21 protein-coding genes and 3 tRNA genes are annotated in these 23,481 nt (G+C 52.5%); 22 read left to right on the forward strand and 2 right to left on the reverse strand.

Annotated features, from left to right (window positions below; genetic code table 11):
* Positions 1–91: 91 nt before the first annotated feature.
* The gene (gene folD / locus Q8W32_RS00915) at positions 92–946 is read right to left on the reverse strand and encodes a bifunctional methylenetetrahydrofolate dehydrogenase/methenyltetrahydrofolate cyclohydrolase FolD (RefSeq protein WP_303431631.1); all 855 of its coding nucleotides are present in this window, start codon (positions 944–946) and stop codon (positions 92–94) included.
* A 236-nt stretch (positions 947–1,182) separates the two neighbouring features.
* Here folD and Q8W32_RS00920 point away from each other — a divergent pair.
* The 9 genes from Q8W32_RS00920 (at position 1,183) to Q8W32_RS00960 (ending at position 10,082) form a co-directional block, all read left to right on the forward strand.
* Positions 1,183–1,259 (forward strand) — tRNA-Pro (locus Q8W32_RS00920).
* A gap of 26 nt (positions 1,260–1,285) precedes the next feature.
* A tRNA-Arg gene (locus Q8W32_RS00925) sits at positions 1,286–1,362 on the forward strand.
* 22 nt (positions 1,363–1,384) lie between these two features.
* Positions 1,385–1,460 (forward strand) — tRNA-His (locus Q8W32_RS00930).
* Between the two features lie 285 nt (positions 1,461–1,745).
* A complete protein-coding gene (gene tig, locus Q8W32_RS00935) occupies positions 1,746–3,056 on the forward strand; it encodes a trigger factor (RefSeq protein ID WP_305413273.1) in 1,311 nt (436 codons plus the stop codon).
* Between the two features lie 119 nt (positions 3,057–3,175).
* Positions 3,176–3,802 (forward strand): ATP-dependent Clp endopeptidase proteolytic subunit ClpP, encoded by a 627-nt coding sequence (gene clpP, locus Q8W32_RS00940; protein WP_303431627.1) that lies wholly within the window; start codon positions 3,176–3,178, stop codon positions 3,800–3,802.
* Positions 3,803–3,888: 86 nt separating this feature from the next.
* Positions 3,889–5,187: an ATP-dependent Clp protease ATP-binding subunit ClpX gene (clpX, locus tag Q8W32_RS00945; RefSeq protein WP_303431625.1), complete on the forward strand. Its 1,299-nt coding sequence runs from the start codon at positions 3,889–3,891 to the stop codon at positions 5,185–5,187.
* A 119-nt stretch (positions 5,188–5,306) separates the two neighbouring features.
* The gene (lon, locus tag Q8W32_RS00950) at positions 5,307–7,697 is read left to right on the forward strand and encodes an endopeptidase La (RefSeq protein WP_303431623.1); all 2,391 of its coding nucleotides are present in this window, start codon (positions 5,307–5,309) and stop codon (positions 7,695–7,697) included.
* 116 nt (positions 7,698–7,813) lie between these two features.
* Positions 7,814–8,086 (forward strand): HU family DNA-binding protein, encoded by a 273-nt coding sequence (locus Q8W32_RS00955; RefSeq protein ID WP_303431622.1) that lies wholly within the window; start codon positions 7,814–7,816, stop codon positions 8,084–8,086.
* A 160-nt stretch (positions 8,087–8,246) separates the two neighbouring features.
* Positions 8,247–10,082, forward strand: coding sequence for a SurA N-terminal domain-containing protein (locus tag Q8W32_RS00960; RefSeq protein ID WP_305413274.1), 1,836 nt, complete (start codon positions 8,247–8,249; stop codon positions 10,080–10,082).
* 82 nt (positions 10,083–10,164) lie between these two features.
* Here Q8W32_RS00960 and Q8W32_RS00965 read toward each other — a convergent pair whose 3' ends face one another.
* Positions 10,165–11,805, reverse strand: a complete 1,641-nt coding sequence (locus Q8W32_RS00965; RefSeq protein ID WP_305413275.1) for an electron transfer flavoprotein-ubiquinone oxidoreductase — start codon at positions 11,803–11,805, stop codon at positions 10,165–10,167.
* 314 nt (positions 11,806–12,119) lie between these two features.
* Here Q8W32_RS00965 and Q8W32_RS00970 point away from each other — a divergent pair, with 314 nt between their 5' ends.
* The 13 genes from Q8W32_RS00970 to gorA all read left to right on the forward strand — a co-directional run bounded on the left by Q8W32_RS00970 (position 12,120) and on the right by gorA (position 23,459).
* Complete coding sequence (locus tag Q8W32_RS00970; RefSeq protein ID WP_303431618.1) at positions 12,120–12,869, forward strand: electron transfer flavoprotein subunit beta/FixA family protein; 750 nt, start codon at positions 12,120–12,122, stop codon at positions 12,867–12,869.
* Between the two features lie 15 nt (positions 12,870–12,884).
* Positions 12,885–13,814 carry an FAD-binding protein gene (locus tag Q8W32_RS00975; protein ID WP_303431617.1) on the forward strand — a complete coding sequence of 310 codons (930 nt, stop codon included), beginning with the start codon at positions 12,885–12,887 and terminating at the stop codon, positions 13,812–13,814.
* Positions 13,815–13,898: 84 nt separating this feature from the next.
* Positions 13,899–14,114 carry a hypothetical protein gene (locus tag Q8W32_RS00980; protein ID WP_303431616.1) on the forward strand — a complete coding sequence of 72 codons (216 nt, stop codon included), beginning with the start codon at positions 13,899–13,901 and terminating at the stop codon, positions 14,112–14,114.
* Between the two features lie 63 nt (positions 14,115–14,177).
* Positions 14,178–15,746, forward strand: a complete 1,569-nt coding sequence (gene gspE, locus Q8W32_RS00985) for a type II secretion system ATPase GspE (protein WP_305413276.1) — start codon at positions 14,178–14,180, stop codon at positions 15,744–15,746.
* A 2-nt stretch (positions 15,747–15,748) separates the two neighbouring features.
* Entirely contained in the window at positions 15,749–16,957 is a 1,209-nt protein-coding gene (gspF, locus tag Q8W32_RS00990; RefSeq protein WP_303431614.1) for a type II secretion system inner membrane protein GspF, read from the forward strand.
* Positions 16,958–16,966: 9 nt separating this feature from the next.
* Positions 16,967–17,395: a type II secretion system major pseudopilin GspG gene (gspG, locus tag Q8W32_RS00995; protein ID WP_303431612.1), complete on the forward strand. Its 429-nt coding sequence runs from the start codon at positions 16,967–16,969 to the stop codon at positions 17,393–17,395.
* A gap of 44 nt (positions 17,396–17,439) precedes the next feature.
* The gene (gene gspH, locus Q8W32_RS01000) at positions 17,440–18,066 is read left to right on the forward strand and encodes a type II secretion system minor pseudopilin GspH (RefSeq protein WP_305413278.1); all 627 of its coding nucleotides are present in this window, start codon (positions 17,440–17,442) and stop codon (positions 18,064–18,066) included.
* Positions 18,056–18,448, forward strand: coding sequence for a type II secretion system minor pseudopilin GspI (gspI, locus tag Q8W32_RS01005; RefSeq protein ID WP_305413279.1), 393 nt, complete (start codon positions 18,056–18,058; stop codon positions 18,446–18,448). The genes gspH and gspI overlap by 11 nt, the downstream gene beginning before the upstream one ends.
* The gene (gene gspJ / locus Q8W32_RS01010) at positions 18,445–19,155 is read left to right on the forward strand and encodes a type II secretion system minor pseudopilin GspJ (protein ID WP_305413280.1); all 711 of its coding nucleotides are present in this window, start codon (positions 18,445–18,447) and stop codon (positions 19,153–19,155) included. Before gspI ends, gspJ begins: the two co-directional genes overlap by 4 nt.
* Complete coding sequence (gspK, locus tag Q8W32_RS01015; RefSeq protein ID WP_303431607.1) at positions 19,155–20,138, forward strand: type II secretion system minor pseudopilin GspK; 984 nt, start codon at positions 19,155–19,157, stop codon at positions 20,136–20,138. Before gspJ ends, gspK begins: the two co-directional genes overlap by 1 nt.
* 45 nt (positions 20,139–20,183) lie before the next feature.
* Positions 20,184–21,386: a type II secretion system protein GspL gene (gene gspL / locus Q8W32_RS01020; RefSeq protein WP_305413283.1), complete on the forward strand. Its 1,203-nt coding sequence runs from the start codon at positions 20,184–20,186 to the stop codon at positions 21,384–21,386.
* Entirely contained in the window at positions 21,383–21,901 is a 519-nt protein-coding gene (gene gspM, locus Q8W32_RS01025) for a type II secretion system protein GspM (RefSeq protein WP_303431605.1), read from the forward strand. The genes gspL and gspM overlap by 4 nt, the downstream gene beginning before the upstream one ends.
* 202 nt (positions 21,902–22,103) lie before the next feature.
* Complete coding sequence (gene gorA / locus Q8W32_RS01030) at positions 22,104–23,459, forward strand: glutathione-disulfide reductase (protein WP_305413285.1); 1,356 nt, start codon at positions 22,104–22,106, stop codon at positions 23,457–23,459.
* Positions 23,460–23,481: the final 22 nt, after the last annotated feature.

The following is a 23,481-nucleotide window of genomic DNA, read 5'->3' on the forward strand; positions in this document are numbered from 1 at the left end:
ATCCTGATGAATACAACAGCCCGGCATGTCCGGGCTGTTGTGTTTCTTGTTTACTGTATGGGCTGTCTGGCAGGGAGCGTCTGTAACGGCCTCAGGTATGCAGGTTTTCGCAGGCAAACAAGGTGTTTTCCAGTAGTTTGGCGCGTGTCATTGGCCCCACACCGCCCGGAACCGGGGTGATGTATGATGCACGGCTGGCGGCCTCGGCAAATTCAATATCACCAATCAAGCGGCCTTCTGGTGTGCGATTGATGCCCACATCAATCACGATTGCCCCTTCCTTGATCCATTCGCTATCGACAATACCGGGCTTGCCAACGGCAACCACCAACAAGTCGGCCTGGCGTACGTGTTGCTCCAGGTTTTGGGTAAAGCGATGGCAAGTAGTGACGGTGCAGCCACGTAATAATAATTCAAGCCCCATTGGTCGCCCAACGATATTGGATGCCCCCACGACAACCGCGTGCATGCCCGCCAGTTTTTTGCCAGTGCTGTCGAGCAAGTCAATGATACCCGCTGGAGTACAAGGGCGGAGCAGGGGGATGCGCTGGGCAAGGCGACCCATATTAAACGGATGGAAGCCGTCGACATCCTTGGTTGGGTCGATGCGTTCAAGAATCTCGTCGGCTCGCAAACCATCGGGGAGGGGGAGTTGCACCAGAATGCCATCGATGGTGGCATCGTCATTCAGCTGCTCAATCAGTGTCAGCAGTTCCTGTTGCGTGGTGCTTGCTGGCAGGTCATAGGCCTTGCTGGCAATACCAACCTGCTCGCAGTCCCGGCGTTTGTGGGCGACATACACTTGAGAAGCGGGATCTTCTCCTACCAGGATAACAGCCAGCCCTGGCAGGCGTTTGCCTTGCTGTTGGCGCTCGGTAACCTGTTGCTGGATGTGCGTGCGGATAGCTTCCGCTCTGGCGTTACCGTCAATCAGTTGTGCGGTCATGAAATGAAAAACCTGTTGTAGAGATGTATCTGTTGCAATTTTCTCACGCCCACGAAGGAAAACAAAGCGACAGCTAAATGACTGATCAGTTATCAGACAGTTTCTCGCCAAAAGCAGTGAAGTATTTGTTTTATCGAAATATTTTCAAATTCTGGTTGACCTGCTGGCAGGTCATCTATAATATGCGCAGCCACTTGGGAGGGTCAGCAAAACACTGACTGTTGCAAGTAGTGTGACGGGGTATAGCGCAGTCTGGTAGCGCGCCTGGTTTGGGACCAGGATGTCGGGAGTTCGAATCTCTCTACCCCGACCATTTAATCTCGAAGGTTAGATGGACATGCGCCCGTAGCTCAATTGGATAGAGCACCGGCCTTCTAAGCCGGGGGTTGCAGGTTCAAGCCCTGCCGGGTGCGCCAATAGCATCCCGAGCATGATATGGTGGCCGTAGCTCAGTTGGTAGAGTCCAGGATTGTGATTCCTGTTGTCGCGGGTTCGATCCCCGTCGGCCACCCCATTTTCAAGTCTTGTCTGTTTTGTCTTTTCTTCTTCCTGTCTGCTTCTTCGTATCGACACCTTTGGGTCAGTTGCTCTTCGATGCTTTCTGCCTTCAGGCACTTTCTCTGTATTTTTATTGTCCAGCACTCTTGCTGATTGCTTTTTTTGTTTCTGCAATTTGCAGTGGTTTGTTTTCTCTCGTTTATTCGTCCTCTGGCTTGCGTTATACTCCGCGGCTTTCTGAATCGGCGACCGGTATTTTCCGGTAGTGATCGTAAAAAAACACTTTATCTGAGAGGCATCTATGCAAGTGTCCATCGAGACAACCAGTGGTCTTCAGCGTTGTATGACCATTGGCGTTCCTGCTGCGGAAGTAGAACCAAAAGTAACAGCAGAGCTGAAAAAGCTGGCCAAAGGTCGTCGCATTGATGGTTTTCGTCCGGGCAAGGTTCCTCTTGCAGTGATCAAACGTATGTTTGGTCAGCAAGCGCGTTATGAAGCTGTCTACCAGCAAATGCAGCAGTCTTTCTTTCAGGCTGTGCAGGAGCAAGCGCTCAAGCTGGCAGGAATGCCCAGTTTTGAACCTGTGGTAAACGAAGACGGCAAGGATCTTGAGTTCAAGGCAACCTTCGAAGTGTATCCAGAAGTTGCTCTGGGTGATTTTGCTGAGCTGTCCATTGAGCAAAAGACAGCCACCGTATCCGATGACGATATGGAAAAAATGGTGGAGACCCTGCGTCAACAAAACACCACCTGGACAGAAACCGATGCCGCTGCTGAAGATGGCGATCGTGTTGTTATCGATTTTGAAGGCTTTGTCGATGGTGAAGCATTCGAGGGTGGCAAAGCTGAAGGCCACACCCTGACTTTGGGATCTGGCTCCATGATTCCAGGTTTTGAGGCTGCAATTGTCGGCTTTGTCGCTGGCGATGAAAAAACCATTGATGTGAACTTCCCTGATGATTACCACAAGGAAGAGCTCAAGGGTAAGCCGGCACAATTCAAGATCACTGTGCAAAAAGTCGAGAAGGGCGAACTGCCTGAAATGAACGAAGCCTTCTTCAATACCTTCGGTGTAGAAACCGCTGATGAAGCCGAGTTCCGCGCTGAAATTCGCACCAATATGGATCGCGAATTGAAACGTGCCCTGCGTACTTTGACCAAGCAACAAGTGATCGATGCATTGGTTGCCAGCAACGAAGTTGATGCACCAACCCCTCTGATTGACCAGGAAATTGATCGTCTGCGCCAGCAGGCAGTCAAGCAGTTTGGCGGTCAAATGGATGCCTCACAACTGCCTGCCGAGATTTTCAAAGGCCAGGCTGAGCAACGCGTCAAGGTTGGTCTGTTGATGAATGCTGCTATTGAAGCCGCCGACATGAAGCCATCCGATGAAAAAGTCGCTGAGCTGATTGAAGAAATTGCTTCTACTTACCAGGACCCTGAACAGGTTCGTGAGTATTACTCCAGCAATGCTGAACAAAAATCACAGATCCAATCATTGGCTCTGGAAGATCAATTGATCGAAAAAGTGTTAGCGGCTGCTACCGTTTCCGTGGTTGAAACCTCGTACGAAGACGTTATTCGCGCTGCCAATGCCAACCAAGCAATGTAATAGTTGGTATCTTGGGGACTGACAGATTCGTCTCCAATGGCTACACTCAAAAACAGCCGCTACATAGCGGCTGTTTTTGTAATGATGGTTCGATACTGGTTTTGTATGGGAGTAATTTTATGAATGACCAATTCACTCAGGGATCGGAAGTGATCCAGAATGCCCTGGTTCCTATGGTAGTAGAGCAGTCTGCTCGCGGTGAGCGCTCTTACGATATCTACTCCCGTTTGCTGAAGGAGCGGGTGATTTTTCTGGTAGGGCCTGTGGAAGATCACATGGCCAACCTGGTCGTGGCTCAACTGCTGTTTCTTGAGTCTGAAAATCCGGACAAAGATATTCACCTGTATATCAACTCACCGGGTGGTTCGGTTTCTGCTGGCATGTCGATTTATGACACCATGCAGTTTATCAAGCCGGACGTCAGTACCATGGTTATTGGCCAGGCCTGTAGCATGGGAGCCTTTCTGCTGGCTGCCGGGGCAGCAGGCAAGCGCTACAGTGTGCCGAACTCACGGGTAATGATTCACCAGCCAAGCGGTGGTGCCCAGGGGCAGGCAACGGATATTCAAATTCATGCTCGCAATATCCAGCATACCAAGGAACGTCTCAATAGCATTCTGGCGCATCATACTGGCCAGAAATACGAGACAGTTGCGGCGGATACCGAGCGCGACAACTTTATGACTGCCGATATGGCACTTGAATATGGCCTTATTGACAAGGTTTTGACCCATCGAGGTCAATAAAATTGACCAAACGATGGCCGACAGGCTTGAAACTCGACCATTGTGCACCTATATATGAATGCTATGTACCAGAATGAGGCAGTCGAATGACCGACGATACTAAAGGCAAAGGCGAAGACGGCGGCAAGCTGCTCTACTGTTCGTTTTGCGGTAAGAGTCAGCATGAAGTGCGCAAGCTGATTGCCGGGCCTTCGGTGTTTATTTGCGATGAATGTGTTGATTTGTGTAATGACATTATTCGTGAAGAAGTCCAGGAGACCGATAACAAGGGCGGTTCTGACACCCTGCCTACGCCACAGGAAATTCGTCTGACTCTGGATGAATACGTTATTGGTCAAGATAAAGCCAAGGTGGTTTTGGCTGTGGCGGTTTACAATCACTACAAGCGTCTGCGCTTTGGTGAAGGTAAAGGCAAAGGGAAGGGCGATGTTGAGCTATCCAAGAGTAATATCCTGCTGATTGGCCCAACGGGCAGCGGCAAGACATTGCTGGCAGAAACACTGGCTCGCTTGCTGAATGTACCATTTACCATTGCTGATGCCACTACACTGACAGAAGCGGGTTATGTGGGCGAAGATGTAGAAAACATCATTCAGAAATTACTGCAGAAGTGTGACTACGATGTTGAGCGCGCCCAGCGAGGCATTGTGTATATCGATGAGATTGACAAGATTTCACGTAAATCCGACAACCCGTCAATCACACGTGATGTATCAGGCGAGGGGGTTCAGCAAGCATTACTGAAGCTCGTCGAGGGGACTGTTGCATCCGTGCCGCCACAAGGTGGTCGAAAACACCCGCAGCAAGAATTTCTACAGGTGGACACCTCCAATATCCTGTTTATTTGCGGAGGAGCCTTTGCCGGACTGGATCAAATTATTCGGGATCGGTCTGAGCGTAGTTCCATTGGCTTTGTGGCTACCGTTAAAGGCAAGGAAGACCAGAAATCAATTGGTGCAGCATTACGCGAAGTAGAACCCGTTGATCTGGTTAAATTTGGTTTGATTCCTGAGTTTATTGGCCGTTTGCCGGTTGTGGCAACGCTGGATGAACTCGACAAGGATGCCTTGATCCGGATTCTGACCGAACCAAAAAATTCACTGGTTCGTCAATTCCAGAAGTTGTTTGAGATGGAATCAGTAGAGCTTGATATTCGCGACTCGGCTCTCGATGCCATTGCCAATTGCGCAATGGAAAGAAAGACCGGCGCGCGAGGATTGCGCTCGATTCTGGAAGGAGCCTTGTTGCAGACCATGTATCGAGTGCCTTCTGAACCGGATATCAGCAAGATTGTTATCGAAGATAGCGTTATTAATGGTATCGCTGAACCCATCATGATTTATGAGAGTGGCGATGTCGCCATGGCCTCTTCAGAAAGCGATTAACACTTTCCTGAAAAACAATAAAAAGGAGCCATTGGCTCCTTTTTATTTGTTTGTTGCTTGTTTTTAACGGGCACAACCCCCACTCTCAGAATATTGCTTTGTAGCAGAGACCTAATCTGATGAATCAAGAAGTATTACCTCTCTTGCCACTGCGTGACGTAGTGGTCTTTCCCGCCATGGTTATTCCCTTGTTTGTGGGGCGGGAAAAATCAATCAATGCTCTGGAAGAAGCGATGGCGGGCGACAAACGCATCATGCTTATTGCCCAGAAGGACGCCTCTGATGATGCCCCTGGCATTGAAGGGCTCCATAGCGTTGGAACAGTAGCCACCATCCTGCAGCTACTCCGCCTCCCTGACGGCACTGTCAAAGTGCTGGTTGAAGGTGAAGAGCGTGCCTCACTGGAACGTCTGATCGATGAGAGTGACTTGTTCCGTGGCCAGGTTGTACCAGCCGGAACACGCATCCCGGATGAACGCGAGAACGAAGTACTGACCCGCTCCTTGACCGGGCACTTTGAGCAGTATGTACAGCTGTCCAAAAAAGTACCCAGTGAAGTGCTTTCCACCATCTCCGGTGTTGAGGATGTCAGCCGTCTGAGTGACACCATTGCCGCCCATATCTCTCTCAAACTGGAAGAGAAACAGGCTGTACTGGAAATGTTCGACCCCAAAGAGCGGGTTGAGCACCTGATGGAATTGATGGAATCTGAAATCGACCTGCTCAAGGTCGAGAAGCGGATTCGTGGTCGCGTTAAAAAACAGATGGAAAAAAGCCAGCGCGAGTACTATCTGAATGAGCAAATGAAAGCCATCCAGAAAGAACTCGGTGATCTGGAAGACGGCAGCAATGAGTTTGATGAGCTGACCGAAAAAATTGAAAAGGTTGGCTTGACCACAGAAGCCAAGGAAAAGGCCGAAGCAGAATTACGCAAACTGCGCATGATGTCACCGATGTCGGCTGAAGCTTCCGTTGTCCGGGGCTACCTGGACTGGTTGCTGAATCTGCCGTGGAAAAAACGTTCACGACTGAATCATGACCTGGTTCGCGCCCGGGATATCCTCGATGCCGATCATTACGGTCTGGAAGAAGTCAAAGAACGCATCCTTGAATACCTGGCGGTCCAGAATCGCGTCAAAAAGGTCAAAGGTGCAGTCCTGTGTCTGGTGGGCCCGCCGGGTGTTGGTAAAACCTCGTTGGGCAAGTCCATTGCCCGGGCGACCAACCGGCAGTTTACCCGCATGTCTTTGGGTGGTGTTCGGGATGAAGCTGAAATTCGTGGCCATCGCCGTACCTATATCGGCTCCATGCCAGGCAAGCTGGTCCAGCGCATGACCAAGGTTGGTGTGCGCAACCCCTTGTTCCTGCTGGATGAAATCGACAAAATGGGGATGGACAACCGCGGTGACCCGGCTTCTGCCTTGCTGGAAGTGCTGGACCCAGAACAAAACAACACATTTGCAGATCACTACCTTGAGGTGGATTATGATCTGTCGGATGTCATGTTTGTCTGCACATCCAACAGCATGAATATTCCCGGGCCTTTGCTGGATCGTATGGAAGTCATTCGTATTCCAGGGTACACCGAGGCTGAGAAGGTGAATATTGCCCAGCGCTACCTGTTGCCAAAGCAGATCAAGCAAAACGGCCTTAAAGCCGATGAGATTGAGCTGCCAGAATCACAGTTGCGCAGCATTATCCGGCACTACACCCGTGAGGCGGGTGTGCGAGGGCTTGAACGTGAACTGGCCAAGCTTTGTCGCCGTGTAGTCAAGACCAATATGCTGAGCCAGACAACCGCTACCTGCGTGATTACCGAAGAGTTGCTGGAAGAATTCCTCGGTGTTACCAAATACAGCTACGGCCTGGCTGGAGCCAGTAACGAAGTTGGACAAGTAACCGGACTGGCCTGGACATCGGTCGGTGGCGAATTATTGACACTGGAAGCGGCGGCCACTCCTGGCAAGGGACGGATCATCAAGACCGGCTCGCTGGGTGACGTGATGCAGGAATCCATTCAGGCGGCCCTTACAGTCGTCAGAAGTCGCGCCCCAGGCATGAAAGCGGATGTCGAGTTTTTTGAAAAGAACGATATCCATGTTCACGTACCGGAAGGCGCTACTCCGAAAGACGGCCCCAGTGCCGGGATCGGCATGGCAACCGCACTGGCATCCGTATTGACCGGCATTCCGGTTAAGGCTGAAGTTGCCATGACAGGGGAGATCACCCTGCGCGGCAAGGTGCTGGCGATTGGTGGCTTGAAAGAGAAGCTGCTGGCCGCGCATCGTGGAGGCATCAAAACGGTTATTATTCCTCGAGAGAATGAAAAAGACCTCAGGGATATACCGGAAAATATCAAGCAAGACCTGACGGTTGTTGCTGTAGACTGGATCGACGAGGTTCTGGATTTGGCGCTTGAGTCAAGCCCTGATGGTGTTTCGGCACCAATTGTTCCGACAGATGATGCAAGCGTCAGCAAGGACGAGGGTTCTCGCCCAAAGACGCACTGAGTCTGCTTGACGGTGCATAACCCAGTTGGTATAAATCGACGCTCTTTAATTTCCTGTAGCGATCGCCCAGTCGCATAACAAGAATCTAATATTGCACACAGAGTGAGGGGAAAAGTGTGAATAAGTCCGAATTAATCGACGCCATTGCCGCATCAGCTGATATTCCAAAGGCAGCTGCTGGTCGCGCACTGGATGCCATGATAGAAAGTGTTGGTACTGCGCTAAAAGACGGTGATCAGGTTGCCCTGGTTGGATTCGGTACATTTTCGGTGAAAGAGCGCGCAGAACGTACAGGCCGCAACCCTCAAACCGGTGAACCAATTCAGATCAAGGCTGCCAAAGTGCCTGGATTCAAGCCAGGGAAAGCGCTTAAGGATGCCGTTAACTAAGCTGTCAGAATGATTTGACACACTGACTGGCAAGGCGGTCTGGCATGCCGGACAGGGTAGTTACAGCAGGTCTTTACCTTGTTGTACTACCTACCCAGATAAAAGAGCGCATCCTGGATGCGCTTTTTTTATGTTGCTGTAGCGAATACCCGGAGGAAGCATGCTACAAACAATGCGTAATAGTGCCCAAGGCATTATTGCCAAGGTCATCGTATTTTTTATTATTCTTGTCTTCGCCCTGTGGGGTGTTGAAGGCATTGTCAATATTGGTTCTGGCGAAACGCCAGTCGCCGAAGTCGGTGGTGTCGAGATACTGGAGCCTGATATCCAGCGACTGATTGAGCAGCAAAAGGCCAACTTGCGCCGCCAGTTTGGCGAGCAATTTGATGAAAACCTGTTTAATGACCAGTTGTTACGTGAATCAGCGCTTGATCAGCTGATCCAGCAGCGAGTTGACGCCGTACAGGCTGATCGCTTTGGTCTGTATGCCTCCACCAGCGTGGTTGATCAGGCTATTGTCAATATTCCGGCTTTTCAACTGGACGGCCGTTTCAACAAGGAACAGTTTCTCAGCGTATTGCGTATGAACGGCTGGACGCCGCTGACATTTCGAGCCAGCTTGGGCGAAGATCTGAAAGTAAACCAGGCACAGCAAGCATTGACCATGACGTCCATTCCGACGCCATATCAAACTCGCCTTAGCGCCATGCTGAACGGAGAGCTGCGCACGGTTTCCTATGTTGAAATTCGTGCCCAGGATCTGATGGATGACATCGAACTCTCTGATGAAGACGTGCAAACCTACTACGATGACAACAGTTCCCGCTTCCAGTCGCCAGAGCAGGCCCGTATTCGTTATGTCGGTTTTGACCGCGCAGCACTGGCCGCCGCAGAAGAGGTCTCTGAGGATGAAATCAAGGCCGCTTACGATGATTACCTGAATGAGCTATCCGCCAAGGAACAACGCAGTTCCCGTCATATTCTGGTTGAAGTCAGTGATGAGCGTTCCAGTGAAGAAGCCTTGGCCAAGGCAAATGAACTGAAAGCAGAACTGGATGCTGGTGCTGATTTTGCCGAACTGGCACAAACCAGTTCCGATGATATTGCCAGTGGCAGCAGTGGGGGTGATCTGGGTTATATCAGTCACGGTACCTTTGTGCCGGAGTTTGAAACGGCTCTGTTTGCGATGCAGCAAGGGGATATTTCCGAGCCGGTAAAAACTGAGTTTGGTTACCATATTATCCAGTTGCTTGATGTCAAGGCGTCGGAATCGGACACTTTTGAACAGCAGCACGATGAACTGGCCGAGTACATTCGTAACGAAAAAGCCGGGCTGCGTATCGCTGAGCAAACGCAAGAATTAAGCAATCTGGCGTTTTCATCAGACTCTGTGGATGAGATTGCCGCGGTACTGGGTCTGACAGTTCAGGAATCGGGCTTGTTTACTCGTGATTTTGGTGAAGGACTGGCCGCTAATGATGCTGTGCGCCAACAGGCGTTTGCAGAAAACCTGCTGCTGGATCGGGAGTTGAGTGAGCTGGTTGAAACAGAGCAGGGAGTCTATGTGTTTGCTGTATCTGAACATGAAGAACCCCGAACATTGCCTCTGGAAATTGTCCGCCAGCAAGTTGAAAACCTGCTCAAGCGTGATAGAGCCTCAGAACTGGCCGATACCATTGCCGCTCAAATTGCCGCAGGAGAGCAAGAATCCGATGCCTGGACTACTGTCGAAGTCACTTATGACCAGACGACCGATCTTCCTCGCGAAGCCCAGTCCAGAGCATTTGCCTTGCAGCAAGGTGTCGTAGCAGTAGTGGACGTACAGGGCGGTGCTGCCGTTGTGCGGGTCGATGATATACAGGTAGATGATCTGGCCGATCTGACGGTCAGCGCTGAAGAGAAGGGCCTGCTTGAAAATCGGGCAGCTCGTGCCAATATCGCCAGCTACCGCAAATGGGCACAAGACAACATTGAGATCAAACGTCCCGGTGCCTGATCGGCTATTTGATTAGCCATTTGGTTGTTGATAAAAAAGCCCGCATTGATTGCGGGCTTTTTTGTTTTTCATTCAGGATGGATTACATATTGGGATAGTTCGGGCCACCACTCCCTTCTGGAGTCACCCATTCAATATTCTGGGACGGATCCTTGATATCGCAGGTTTTGCAGTGAACACAATTTTGCGAATTGATCTGGAAGTGCTTGCCTTGCTCGTCTTCCGTGATTTCGTAAACACCCGCAGGGCAATAACGTTGAGCCGGCTCATCCCACTGCACCAGATTGATCTCCAGAGGAATTTCAGCATCGGCCAGCTTCAGATGGCAAGGCTGGTCTTCGGCGTGGTTAACATTGCCGATAAACACGGAATCCAGTTTGCTGAAGCTTAATTTGCCATCTGGCTTGGGGTAGATGATCGGTTTGCATTCAGAGGCAGCCCGCAGAGTGTCGTAGTCTGGCGTGGTGTCGTGCAGTGTGACCGGCATGGCCAGAATATTCTGATCAATAAAGTTGAAAGCAGCCCCGCCCAGAGTCCCCAGCTTGTGAAGCGCGGGGCCAAAGTTGCGGCTGCGTTGCAGCTCTTGCCAGGCCCAGCTGCTCTCAAAGGCGGTGGTGAATTCCGTCAGCTCGTCGTGACAACGATCAGCCGCGATAGCGGCAATCACCGTCTCGGCAGCAATCATGCCGCTTTTCATGGCAGTATGAACGCCTTTGATTTTGGCAAAATTCAGCGTTCCGGCGTCACAGCCGATCAGCAAACCACCAGGAAAGGTCATTTTGGGCAGGCAGTTCAGTCCTCCCTTGGTGATGGCCCGTGCACCATAAGACACCCGTTTGCCACCTTCCAGATACTGTGCGATGGCAGGGTGGTGTTTCAGACGCTGGAATTCATCATAAGGGCTGACATAAGGGTTGGAATAGGAAAGATCGGTAATCAGCCCAACCATGACCTGACCGTCATCCCCATGGTAGAGAAAAAAACCACCCGATGAAGATGATTCGTTCAGTGGCCAGCCAGTACCGTGCATCACCAGTCCAGGCTGGTGCCTGGCAGGATCGATATCCCACAATTCCTTGATGCCGATTCCGTAATGCTGAGGGTCCTTGCCAGCATCCAGTTGATATTCATTGATCAGGCGCTTGCCCAAATGGCCACGACACCCCTCTGCAAACAGGGTGTAACGGGCCCGTAGTTCCATTCCGGGGGTGTAACTGTCCTTGGGGTTGCCCTCGGCATCCACGCCCATATCCCCGGTAATCACACCCTTGACCACGCCATCTTCAAGCAATACTTCTGCCGCCGGGAAGCCCGGATAGATTTCAACGCCGAGTTCTTCTGCCTGCTGACCCAGCCAGCGACACAAATTGCCAACGCTACCTATATAGTTGCCGTGGTTATGCATCGGTTTTGGCACAGCCCAGCCAGGGGCCTGTATCGACTTGCTGTCGCCAAGCAGAAAATACACTTCGTCCCTGGCAACCTGGGTCGTGAGAGGGGCATTGTTTTCCTTCCAGTCCGGGAACAACTCCGTCAGCGCCCGGTCTTCAATAACCGCACCAGACAAGATATGGGCACCGACTTCGGAACCTTTTTCAACCAGGCAGACCGAAATCTCGTTGCCTGCTTCGTTGGCGACTTGCTTGATGCGGCAAGCCGCTGCGAGGCCCGCTGGGCCTGCGCCGACAATTACAACGTCATACTCCATTACATCACGGTCCATACGGATCTCTCCTGTTAACGGTTAGAGTTATTGGCCACGGCTGTGCTATTCGGGTTTGATTTTTTGGTGATAATCAGCAAACTACTAAGAAAGCGCTTTATAGAGGTGCAGCATTATACGTTCGTGCCTGTTTCAGGCAACCGCATCGCTCGGGAATGCTGCCGTTTTGGAAACAAACAAGCCTCACTATTGACGTAAAGGTAAAAGTCCAGAATAATTCTTCTGGTCTGAAGCCCCCGAAAAGTAGCGCCGAATCACCGCGCCACTGGGTAAATCGGGGTAAAATTTCAATCATTTGAAGATAAGAGGAATCTATGAAGGTTCTCGTCGCTGTAAAGCGCGTCATCGACTATAACGTCAAGGTACGCGTCAAGCCGGATAATACGGATGTTGATCTGAATAACGTCAAAATGGCCATGAACCCGTTCTGCGAAATCGCTGTTGAAGAAGCGGTACGTCTGAAAGAAAAGGGCATCGCCAGCGAAATTGTCGTTGTTTCCATTGGCCCTAAAGTAGCACAAGAGCAGATTCGTACTTCCATGGCTCTCGGTGCTGATCGCGGCATTCTTATAGAAACTGAAGACAAACTGGAATCACTGACTGTTGCTCGCTTGCTGCAAGCGGTAGTCGAAAAAGAAGAGCCTCAACTGATATTGATGGGCAAGCAAACCATCGACAGCGATAACAATCAGACTGGACAGATGCTGGGTGCTCTGACCGGTATGGCACAAGGTACTTTTGCTTCTGATGTTGCGATTGACGGCGACAAGGTCAAGGTAACCCGGGAAGTCGACGGTGGCTTGCGTATTGTCACTCTTGAATTGCCCGCCATTGTTACCACCGATCTGCGTCTGAACGAACCCCGTTATGCGACCCTGCCAAACATTATGAAAGCCAAGCGTAAGCCGTTGGCCATCATGACACCGGCAGATCTCGGCGTCACCATGGAGTCAACCCAGACGTTGCTGAAGGTGGTTCCACCAGCAGAGCGTCAGGCAGGTATCAAGGTGGCCGATGTTGCAGAGCTGGTCGAAAAACTGAAGAACGAAGCGAAAGTGCTGTAAACAGGAGTCAATGAAATGAGTATTCTGGTAATAGCGGAACATGATAACGCTACCCTGAAAGGCGCTACGCTGAACGTTCTCGCCGCTGCTGCTGAAATTGGCGGTGATGTTGACGTACTGGTTGCAGGTTCTGGTTGTCAGGCTGTCGTGGATGCTGCAGCGGCAGTCGCTGGGGTCGCCAAGGTGCTGGTTGCGGACAACGCCGTATATGAACACCAGCTGGGCGAAGTCATGGGGGATCTGGTTGCCAACATAGGCACAGGTTACAGCCATATTCTGGCACCCGCCACGACCACAGGCAAAGACCTGTTGCCTCGTGCTGCAGCGCTGCTGGGCGTCAATATGTTGTCCGACGTGATTGAAGTGGTTGCTGCTGATACATTCTCACGCCCGGTGTATGCCGGTAACGCTGTGGCAACGTATCAGAGCAACGATGCCATCAAGGTACTGACGATTCGTGCGACTGGCTTCGATGCGGTTGCCGCAACCGGTGGCTCAGCAACTATCGAAGCTGTTGATTTTGTCAGCGCCTACGGCAAAAGCGTATTTTTGAGTGAAGAGTTGGCCAAATCCGATCGTCCGGAACTGACAGCTGCCAAGGTTGTGGTTGCCGGTGGTCGCGGTATGCAAAATGGCGATAATTTTGCCATGCTGTTTGATATGGCAGACAAGATGGGAGCGGCAGTCGGCGCTTCCCGTGCAGCGGTAGATGCCGGTTTTGTTCCTAATGACCTGCAAGTTGGTCAAACAGGTAAAATCGTTGCGCCAGAGCTGTATATTGCTGTTGGTATCTCCGGTGCAATCCAGCATCTGGCTGGCATGAAAGACTCCAAGGTGATTGTGGCCATCAACAAGGACGAAGAAGCACCGATTTTCCAGGTAGCGGATTACGGACTGGTTGCGGACCTCTTTGATGCTGTTCCAGAGCTGGACAAACTCGTTTAACATCAAGGCGTTAAAAAGGCCCGGCTCAGTCCGGGCTTTTTTGTGTCACCGATTTGTCATTAAATAGACATAAGCTGCGCCCCAGTGTCGTATTGTCGAAAAGAAGTGCATTTACGGACGGTTTTGTCGCAATACTTTACCGATGGAGTGTCGGAGCCACCGAACCATCAGTATGATGCATGGGTCGATAGTGATGTGCCGGGTGACCAGCGAGTCTGTATTGTTGACCGTCAGGTATTATTGTTATCAGAAAGCTGTGCAGACAGCCGGTTATTATTGACGGCCATTGTCGGTGTGTGATCCAGGTGCTCCGTTTTACGGAGTCTTGGGTCCACTTATCTTGGTCGCAACGTTGGATAATTCATGAGTTCTACCCTTGTACAAGATCAACCCGAAGACCGTGCTGAAGCGATATTGATTGACCCGTCGACCCCGACGGCAAATGACCAGAACAATAGCTCCACCGGGCTGGCTACTCGCGTGCCTTTCGGTTTTGCCAAGCGTTTTGGTGTGCTGGTTGAAGGGGCTGCCGATGGGCTCAAGGTGGTACACCGGGTGCCGGTCAGTGCAGAAGCCATTATGGAAGTGCAGCGCTTCCTGTCTTTGCCATTCCGGCTCGAAGGTGTGGCCGACGACGAATTTGATCGCCGCCTGGGGCTGTCTTATCAGACCGACTCATCAGAAGCCATGGAAATGGTGGAAGGCCTCGGCGATGAAATGGATCTCGCCAGTCTGGCTGATTCCGTTCCTGAAACCGAAGATTTGCTGGAGCAGGATGGTGACGCGCCGATTATCCGTCTGATCAATGCCTTGCTGACCGAAGCAATCAAGGAAAATGCTTCGGATATCCATGTCGAAACCTACGAAAAACGCCTGGTGGTGCGCTTTCGCATTGATGGCGTGTTACGCGAAGTGGTGCAGCCCAAGCGGGCTCTGGCCGCCTTGCTTGTCTCTCGAATCAAGGTCATGGCCAAGCTGGATATCGCGGAAAAACGGGTGCCACAAGATGGCCGCATCGCCCTGCGGATCGGTGGACGGGAAGTGGATGTTCGGGTATCGACCATGCCATCCAGCCACGGCGAACGGGTGGTTATGCGTTTGCTCGATAAAAAAGCCGGGCGCTTGAGTCTTTCTCAGCTCGGCATGTCGGAACGTGATTTACGCACCATGCGTAATATCATCAGCCGACCTCACGGAATTATTCTGGTGACCGGCCCAACCGGTTCCGGTAAAACCACCACGCTGTATGGCGCCCTCAGTGACCTTAACGACACCAGTCGTAACATCCTGACCGTAGAAGATCCGATCGAATACAGCTTGCCCGGCATTGGTCAGACCCAGGTTAATGCCAAGGTTGAAATGACCTTTGCCAAAGGCTTGCGGGCCATTTTGCGTCAAGACCCCGACGTGGTCATGATTGGTGAGATCCGGGATCTCGAAACCGTTGAGATTGCCATTCAGGCTTCTCTGACCGGTCACTTGGTGTTGTCCACACTGCACACCAATACGGCTATTGGTGCGATTACCCGCTTGCAAGACATGGGGGTTGAGTCATTCCTGTTATCCTCCAGTCTGGTGGGCGTATTGGCCCAGCGACTGGTCCGGGTGCTTTGTGATGACTGCAAGGTACCGGCAATTGCCAATGCCAGTGAATGCGAGTTGCTCGGCGTCGATCCTGATCAGCCTCCGGAAATATTCCACGCCAAAGGCTGTGACAAATGCAACCAGCTGGGTTATCGCGGTCGTCAGGGGATTTACGAAATCATTGAAGTTGATGAAGGCCTGAAAACCCTGATCCATGACCGGGCAGGGGAGCAGGCCATGACCGCTCACGCCCGTCGGCTTGGTCCCAGCATCACCCAGGATGGCATTCGCAAGGTACTGGGCGGCAGCACAACCATTGAAGAGCTGCTGCGGGTTGCCAAGGGATAATTATGGCTGCATTTCTTTACCAGGCGCTTGATGCCAAGGGCAAGCAGCTGAAAGGTGTACTGGAAGCTGACAGTGCCCGACAGGTGCGGCAGAAGCTGCGCGACAAAGGCTGGATGCCGTTATCGGTGGAATCCACCAGCGTCAAACAGAAGCACAGCTCCGGTGGTCGCGGCCCTGGCATGTCCGTACCAGACCTGGCACTGCTTACACGCCAACTGGCAACCCTGATTGGTGCCGGCCTGCCTATCGATGAAGCCTTGCGGGCGTTGTCTGAGCAAACCGGCAAAGCCAAGATCAAGGCCATGATCCTCGCCATCAGGGCCAAGGTTCTGGAAGGTTACACGCTGGCCAAGGCCTTGGCCGAATACCCGCGAGCCTTTCCGCACCTGTACCGCTCGACGGTCAGTGCCGGTGAACATGCCGGGCATCTGGACGGCGTGTTAAACCGGCTGGCAGATTACACGGAAGCGCGGCAGTCGGCAGATCAGAAGATCAAGCTGGCCGCCATGTATCCGATCATTCTCAGTATCGTGGCAATCGGGATTGTGGTTGGCCTGCTGACGTACGTCGTACCTGACATTGTTGATGTATTTGTTAAAAACGGTCAGGAACTGCCCGGGCTGACCCAGTTCATGCTCGATCTCAGTCATTTGATTACCGACTTCGGACTGTATATTTTACTGGCGGTAGTGGCGGTGGCGGTACTGTTTGGCCAGGCCATGAGAAGTCCGGCATTCCGTGAAAAATATCACCGTTTCATGCTTGCCGTACCGGGCATCGGTGGTTTTGCCAAGGACGCCAATACCGCCCGTTTTGGCAGCACGCTGGCGATTCTGACCAGCTCCGGGGTTCCCCTGGTTGACGCCATGCGTATTGCCAGTCAGGTCGTCGACAATATACCGATCAAAAAAGCATTGACCGAAGCCACGCTGGAAGTCAGCGAAGGCGGGAGCCTGCACAAGTCGCTGGATCACACCGGCTACTTTGCCCCCATCATGCTGCATATGATCGCCAGCGGTGAAAACAGTGGTGAACTCGATGCCATGCTGGCAAAAACAGCGCAGCAGCAGGAAACTACGCTGGAAAATACAGTCTCAGCGATGGTCAAAATCTTTGAGCCCATGATGCTGCTTACCATGGGGGCGATTGTTGCCCTGATTGTTGCCGCTATCATGATGCCCATTCTTGAATTGCAAAACATGGTTCGTTAGGAGAAACACATGCAAACCCGCAAGCGCGTACAAGGCTTTACCCTGTTGGAAGTGATGGTTGTACTGGCCATTATTGGTAGCATCATGGCGCTGGTCGCCACCAATATTATTGGTTCCGCTACCGATGCCCAGGTCAAGACCACCAAAAGCCAGATGAAGCTGATAGAAGGCGCGCTGGATATGTACAAACTCGATAATTTCACCTACCCAACCACCGAACAGGGCCTCGAGGCACTGATCAGCAAGCCGTCATCGTCTCCAGTACCCAAAAACTACCGCAGCAGTGGGTACCTGAAAGGCAACAGCGTACCAACCGATGCCTGGGGTAATGAGTTTCTGTACTACCTGGAAAAAGGACAGTACGAAATTGTTTCGCTGGGCGCTGATGGCCAGGAAGGCGGCGAAGCTGAATACGCCGACATTTCCTACCCCGAATAACAAGCTACTGACTGCCGGGGTGACCCGGCAGATGGACATCTGTGTTGACATCCTTTCGCCCCATGACATTACCAGCCCAGCGCCCGCGCCCGCTCCCGCTCCCGCAAAGAGGATTCACTCTGCTCGAATTGCTGGTTGTGCTGATGATTATTGGCGGCTTGTTGTCGCTGGTTAACCTGAATGCCAGCGACACCCAGATTCAGGATGAAACCGGGCGTTTTGCCACAACCCTGGTAATCGCCATGAACCTCTACCGTGAAGAAGCCGCCTATCGCAACCTGGACCTTGGCCTGGCCATGGACCGGGACGAGCTGATGCTGTTGTCGTGGCAAGACGTTCGTCAGCAGGCCGCCAAGGGCACGCTGTCAGTGGAAGAGCTCAGTGATATCGATAAAAACCCCTGGCAAGCGTATTCCAGTGCATCCCTGAATGCGCCAACCGTGCCGGAAGGTATGGTCATGGCGTTGGTGATAGATGATGACGATGTCGACTTTGAAGAGCTGCTGGACAACGACGAAGGCCCATTACCCGCATTGCAATTTCTGTCATCAGAAGAGTACACCGCCTTTGAACTCACCATTACCCATGACGCCGACAACAGCTTTGCCTTTGTGATTCATGGCGATGGCTTCAATCCGGTGTGGAAAGAGGTGGTTCGATATGAGCAATAATACCTTCAATGCCTGCCGGCGGGTCGATGGTTTTACGCTGCTCGAAGTGATGATCGCACTGACTATTTTTGCTTCCATTGCCATCGTTATCAGTGGCACCACCAGTCAGGCCGCCGACACCTTGCTGACGCTGGAAAACAAGACCATGGCATCCTGGGTGGCTGAAAATCGCCTCGCCGAAATTCGCCTCAGTCACGAAACCCCCAAGGTTGGTACCACTCGGGACACCGTTGATATGGCATCCCGCGAATGGCAAACCCTGACGACCGTGATATCAACCAGCTGGCCCGGAGTTGTACGGGTAACCGTTGATGTATCACTCGAAAGTGAACCCGACTATATCCTCGTCAGTCTGGCAACCATTATGGGTGAACACGGATGACGCGCTATCAGGGCTTCACCCTGCTGGAGGTTATTGTCGCCGTCGCCATTACGGCATCCATCAGTGTTGGCTCCGTGCAATTGCTGCACACCATTATTGTTGCCCGTGATTCAACCGAAGTCCGGTCGGACCAGATGATTGCACTGCAGCGGCTGAATGCCATTGTCAGTCGTGATATTGAGCAGTTTATCAATCGTCCCATTCTGGATGCCTATGGCGATGAACAGGATGCTCTCCTGCTGGATGACGGGGATTACCTGCTCGAATTAACCCGTACCGGCTGGCGTAATCGCCCCGGTGTTGAAGACCCGCGTTCAGAGCTGCAGCGTATCGCCTATCAACTGGAAAGCATCGACAGTGATGCCTGCGAAGCCGCCCGGCGGCGTCTGTCCGACTGGGGGATAGAAGAATCAGAAGGCGAGTGTCTGGTGCGCTATGTCTGGTCGGTACTGGATCGCAGTTACGACAGCGAGCCAAGAAGCATGGTGGTGCTCGACCAGATTGAGGAGCTGGACATATCGCTACTGGCCGACACCGTCAACAGCGACGATGAAGTCACGGATTCAACCTGGTACGACAGCTGGCCCATTGTACAAGGTAGTGATGAATCGGTTATCCCCCAGGGGATGCGTTGGAAAATGACCCTGCCGATCATCGGTGAAGCAACCCGGCTCTGGACGTTGGCACATGATGGTGAGGAACTGTGATGCGCCGCCAGCAATCCGGACTTGCCCTGTTGATTGTCTTGCTGATTTTCGCTGTGGTCAGTGTTTTGGCCACCGTACTGATTGAGCGCCAGGCCAAGGATATCCAACGAACCACTGCCCAGTTGGCACGCCAGCAGGCACAAGCGTTTTTGCATGGCATCGATAGTGTGGTGCGCAGCGGCCTGTATATGGACTGGGACAACGACCCGGATATCGATCATGGCTTGGAAGAGTGGGCCATTGACCGCACGTTTCCGATGGACGAAGGCCAGGTATTTATTCGGATGGTGGATGCCCAGGGCAAATTCAATCTCAACTGGCTGGCTCCGGCTGCCAGTAATCAGAGCGTGTGGCAACAGCGGCTGTATAACTTGCTTAACGACCTGGGGCTGGATGTCACGATTGCAGAGCGACTGGCCGATTGGATGGACGCCGAAAGCCAGGTAGAAAATGACTATATGAGTCTGGAGCCGCCTTATCGTCCTGCTTATCAAATCTGTAAGCACACCTCCGATCTGATGCTGCTCGAAGGGGTCGATACCGACACTTATTACGCCCTGGAGCCTTATGTCACCTGCTTGCCGGTGACGACCCAGCTGAATATCAACACGGCCTCTGAACTGGTAATGTCAGCCCTCGATGCCAACTTTTCCATAACGGACGCACAAGCGGTTGTATCTGCCCGAGGTGATAGCGGGCTGGCCAGTGTCAGTGATTTTCTGGATCTGGATGAAGTGAAAGGTTTTGTGTCGGGCAGCAGTAACAGCAACGACAGCAAATGGACAGAAAGCGATTTCACCGTCAAATCGGAATATTTTGAAGTATTTGGGCGAGTGGATATCGGCACCAGTGGAGACTGGTTTGGTACCAATGAGTTTTTACTCAAGCGCGATGCCGATAGCGGTAATTTCCGTACCTTGTATCGGGACTATTCCCGCCGGGAAGCCAGGCGTTTGCCTGAGCTGCCCAATACCACCCCTTGATTTATTAAATTCAACCAGCGTAAGTGATATGCAGCGAGAAACAGCATGAACACAATCAAAGTGACCTGGCAGGGGCACGATGCCCAATGGCTGGTGAGCGATCCCAGCAATGATGCTGTCCCGGCCTGCAACCTGGAAGACTGGGCTGCTGACCAACCCGACCTGACTCCGGTGCGGATGATTCTGTCAGCGGCCAATTACAGCTGCCACTGGATCGAATTGCCGGGGGTTTCAGGCCGTCATCTGGCCCAGGCATTGCCTTTTGCGCTGGAAGAGAACCTGATCAACGATATCAGTGAATACCTGATTGTACCGGCAGGCAAAGTGGGGGTCCGGGCTCGGGCTTACGTAACGGCCTGTGACCTGGTCGAGCGCCTGCTGGAACAGGCAGAGCATTTACATCTGACAGTGCGGGAACTGATTCCGGAAACCCAACTGCTACCGGAAGCAGCCATTGCCGTTTGGCAGGATCAAGGCTGGCTGGTCAAGCTGCCGGGAGTATTCGAAGGCTGGGTCAATGAGTTTGCCATAATGCCGGTGCTGGAATCCGTACTGGAAGACCAGCAAGGCCTGGGTGTATTAACCATTCACGCATCGGGGCTGGATCAAGCCAACCTGTTGCGCACTACTATTGAGACCGGATTTGCAGATGCCTTCGAGCGCATCGATATTTCTTCGGCGACCAGCGACTCACCAGCGTTACCCACCTCCCATGCCCGCCCGGTCAATATGCTGATTGGCCAGTTTCAGGTACGTCATGGCCAGGCAGACAAACCACGCTCCTGGTGGCGGCCTCTGGCATCACTGGCGACTGCTTGCCTGCTGATCATGGCGGTTACGCTGTATGTGCAAAACCGGCAGCTGGCCAATCAGAGCCAATATGTTTATCAGCAAAGTCTGGCGCTGTACAAACAGCTATTCCCCGGGGTGCGGATACGGGCACTGGAGCGGGAATTTCGCGGCCGACTGGCCGAAGGCGGTCATGGCAACAATCATGGTTTTACGTATCTGATCAATACCACCGCCAGTGCGTTTCAATCCGTCAACCTCAAAACCATCAAGCTGGACTCAGCGCGTTATAACGAACGCCAGCAAGAGCTGATTATAGAGGTGCAAGCCAGCAATCTCAGTGAGCTGCAGACTCTGCGCCAGGCCCTGTCGGAGCGCGGTCTCGATGCCGAAGTGGCCTCTGCCAGCAATGAGGATAAAAAGGTCAAGGGTCGTCTTAAAATAGGGGAGTCCGCATGAATACGGAGATACTGACCGAAATGCGCCAGCGCCTGACAGCCATCCCTCAGGTGCAAGCTGCCAGCAACTGGTACGGTGCCTTGCCTGCCAGAGACCGACTGGTCGTGCGAGGTCTGGCCTGGCTATTAGGGGCTGCACTGGTGTACGTCCTGATATTTGCTCCGCTGTTGCGGGAAAACCAGCGCGTACAGCGTGATCTGGACAAAAAACTGGACGTTTACAACCTGATTGCAGAGAACGCCGGCAAATTTGGTGGCGCCTCACTGGAAAAATCCTCCGGCCCCATTCTGACCCTGGTCACGCAAGCGGCACGGTCTGATCGCATCCAACTGGATCGCTATGAACAGGACGGGCAGGGGGTTCGAATCTGGCTTGATAATATTGAATTCGATATGTTCATCGCCTGGGTCGAATCCCTGCAAATCCGTCACGGCATTCGCGTGAGTCAGATTACCGTCGACAGTTCCGACTTGCCAGGCCGGGTTGATGTGCGGGCAACGCTGGAAAACGAGTAGTCGAGGGGCTGGCAGTGGCGGATGACTATTCTATTGCTGCTTTATAGCGTATCGCTATGGCCGTTTCGCAATCCGGGCCAAACAGGCTAGCATATAGCCCAAATTTTATTGCGGAAGAGCCGCTCCGGCGCTAATACTCAGAGCATCGACCGCAGTTATTCGACCAGCGCTGGAATAAGCGGGTCACTCACGGAGAAGCGTTATGTCATTTGATTTTGATTTGTTGGTTATTGGTGCCGGTTCTGGTGGCGTACGGGCCTCACGCATGGCGGCCGCCAAGGGGGCAAAAGTCGCCGTGGTAGAAAACCGTTACCTGGGTGGTACTTGTGTCAATGTCGGTTGTGTACCCAAAAAACTGTTTGTTTATGCCTCCGAATACGCTGATAAATTCGCTGAAGCCAAAGGCTTTGGTATCGAAGGAGAACTCAAGAGCTTCGACTGGCCAACACTGCGTGACAACAAAACCCGTGAAATTGAACGATTGAACGGTATCTACGGCAATATGCTCGGTAATGCTGGTGTTACAACAATCAACGGTACCGCCAGCATCAAGGATGCCAATACCGTCAGCGTCGATGGTCAGGACTACCGCGCAGAGCGCATCCTGATTGCCACCGGCGGCTGGCCGTTCAAACCCGAAGTCCCCGGTGCTGAACTGGCGATCACTTCAAACGAAGCCTTCTTTCTGGAAACATTTCCCAAGCGAGTGGTGGTGGTTGGCGGTGGTTATATCGCCGTGGAATTTGCCGGTATTTTTAACGGTCTCGGTGCCGAGACCGAACTGCTGTATCGCGGCGAGCAAATCCTGCGAGGCTTTGACTCCGGGGTGCAAGAGTTTGCCGCAGAGCAGATTGCCAACAAGGGAGTTCATATTCGTACCCAGACCGATATTCAATCGATCAGCAAAAACGAGCAGGGCGAACTGGTCTGCACACTCAACAACGGTGACTCACTGATTACCGATTGCGTGATGTACGCCACCGGCCGCCGCCCGATGACCGACGGCTTGAACCTGGAAGCCCTGGGCGTGGAAACCCGCCGTAACGGTACCATTGTTGCCGATGACTTTTTCCGCACCACAGTGCCCAGCATTTACGCACTGGGCGACGTAATCGGCACACCGGCTCTGACGCCGGTAGCGCTGGCGCAAGGCATGAAGTTTGTTAACCAGCAGTTTGATGGCGACACCCAGCCACTGTCTTACGACAATATCGCCACCGCTGTTTTCTGCCAGCCCAATATCGCCACTGTTGGCATGACCGAAGACGACGCAGCAGAGCAATTTGCGGGTGATCTCAGCGTGTTTGAATCCAGCTTCCGACCGATGAAACACACCATCAGTGGCATGCCAGAGCGCTCATTCATGAAACTGCTGGTACAAACCAGTACCGACAAGGTATTGGGCGTACATATGGTAGGGCCGGATGCCGGTGAAATCATGCAAGGGTTGTCCGTCGCAATCAACGCAGGTGCCACCAAGTCTGTGTTTGACAGCACCATCGGGATTCACCCGACAGCGGCAGAAGAGTTTGTCACCATGCGTTCACGGGCACGTTAATCCGGGCAAGTCTGACCTGCAG

Origin of the sequence: Oceanobacter sp. 3_MG-2023 (assembly GCF_030688925.1) — a bacterium.
Lineage (GTDB): Bacteria > Pseudomonadota > Gammaproteobacteria > Pseudomonadales > Oceanobacteraceae > Oceanobacter.

What these genes read in the sequence shown, in the direction of transcription:
- folD (WP_303431631.1), bottom strand. Translation starts at nt 946, where the DNA reads ATGACCGCACAACTGATTGACGGTAACGCCAGAGCGGAAGCTATCCGC.
- tig (WP_305413273.1), top strand. Translation starts at nt 1,746, where the DNA reads ATGCAAGTGTCCATCGAGACAACCAGTGGTCTTCAGCGTTGTATGACC.
- clpP (WP_303431627.1), top strand. Translation starts at nt 3,176, where the DNA reads ATGAATGACCAATTCACTCAGGGATCGGAAGTGATCCAGAATGCCCTG.
- clpX (WP_303431625.1), top strand. Translation starts at nt 3,889, where the DNA reads ATGACCGACGATACTAAAGGCAAAGGCGAAGACGGCGGCAAGCTGCTC.
- lon (WP_303431623.1), top strand. Translation starts at nt 5,307, where the DNA reads ATGAATCAAGAAGTATTACCTCTCTTGCCACTGCGTGACGTAGTGGTC.
- Q8W32_RS00960 (WP_305413274.1), top strand. Translation starts at nt 8,247, where the DNA reads ATGCTACAAACAATGCGTAATAGTGCCCAAGGCATTATTGCCAAGGTC.
- Q8W32_RS00965 (WP_305413275.1), bottom strand. Translation starts at nt 11,805, where the DNA reads ATGGACCGTGATGTAATGGAGTATGACGTTGTAATTGTCGGCGCAGGC.
- Q8W32_RS00970 (WP_303431618.1), top strand. Translation starts at nt 12,120, where the DNA reads ATGAAGGTTCTCGTCGCTGTAAAGCGCGTCATCGACTATAACGTCAAG.
- Q8W32_RS00975 (WP_303431617.1), top strand. Translation starts at nt 12,885, where the DNA reads ATGAGTATTCTGGTAATAGCGGAACATGATAACGCTACCCTGAAAGGC.
- gspE (WP_305413276.1), top strand. Translation starts at nt 14,178, where the DNA reads ATGAGTTCTACCCTTGTACAAGATCAACCCGAAGACCGTGCTGAAGCG.
- gspF (WP_303431614.1), top strand. Translation starts at nt 15,749, where the DNA reads ATGGCTGCATTTCTTTACCAGGCGCTTGATGCCAAGGGCAAGCAGCTG.
- gspG (WP_303431612.1), top strand. Translation starts at nt 16,967, where the DNA reads ATGCAAACCCGCAAGCGCGTACAAGGCTTTACCCTGTTGGAAGTGATG.
- gspI (WP_305413279.1), top strand. Translation starts at nt 18,056, where the DNA reads ATGAGCAATAATACCTTCAATGCCTGCCGGCGGGTCGATGGTTTTACG.
- gspJ (WP_305413280.1), top strand. Translation starts at nt 18,445, where the DNA reads ATGACGCGCTATCAGGGCTTCACCCTGCTGGAGGTTATTGTCGCCGTC.
- gspK (WP_303431607.1), top strand. Translation starts at nt 19,155, where the DNA reads ATGCGCCGCCAGCAATCCGGACTTGCCCTGTTGATTGTCTTGCTGATT.
- gspL (WP_305413283.1), top strand. Translation starts at nt 20,184, where the DNA reads ATGAACACAATCAAAGTGACCTGGCAGGGGCACGATGCCCAATGGCTG.
- gspM (WP_303431605.1), top strand. Translation starts at nt 21,383, where the DNA reads ATGAATACGGAGATACTGACCGAAATGCGCCAGCGCCTGACAGCCATC.
- gorA (WP_305413285.1), top strand. Translation starts at nt 22,104, where the DNA reads ATGTCATTTGATTTTGATTTGTTGGTTATTGGTGCCGGTTCTGGTGGC.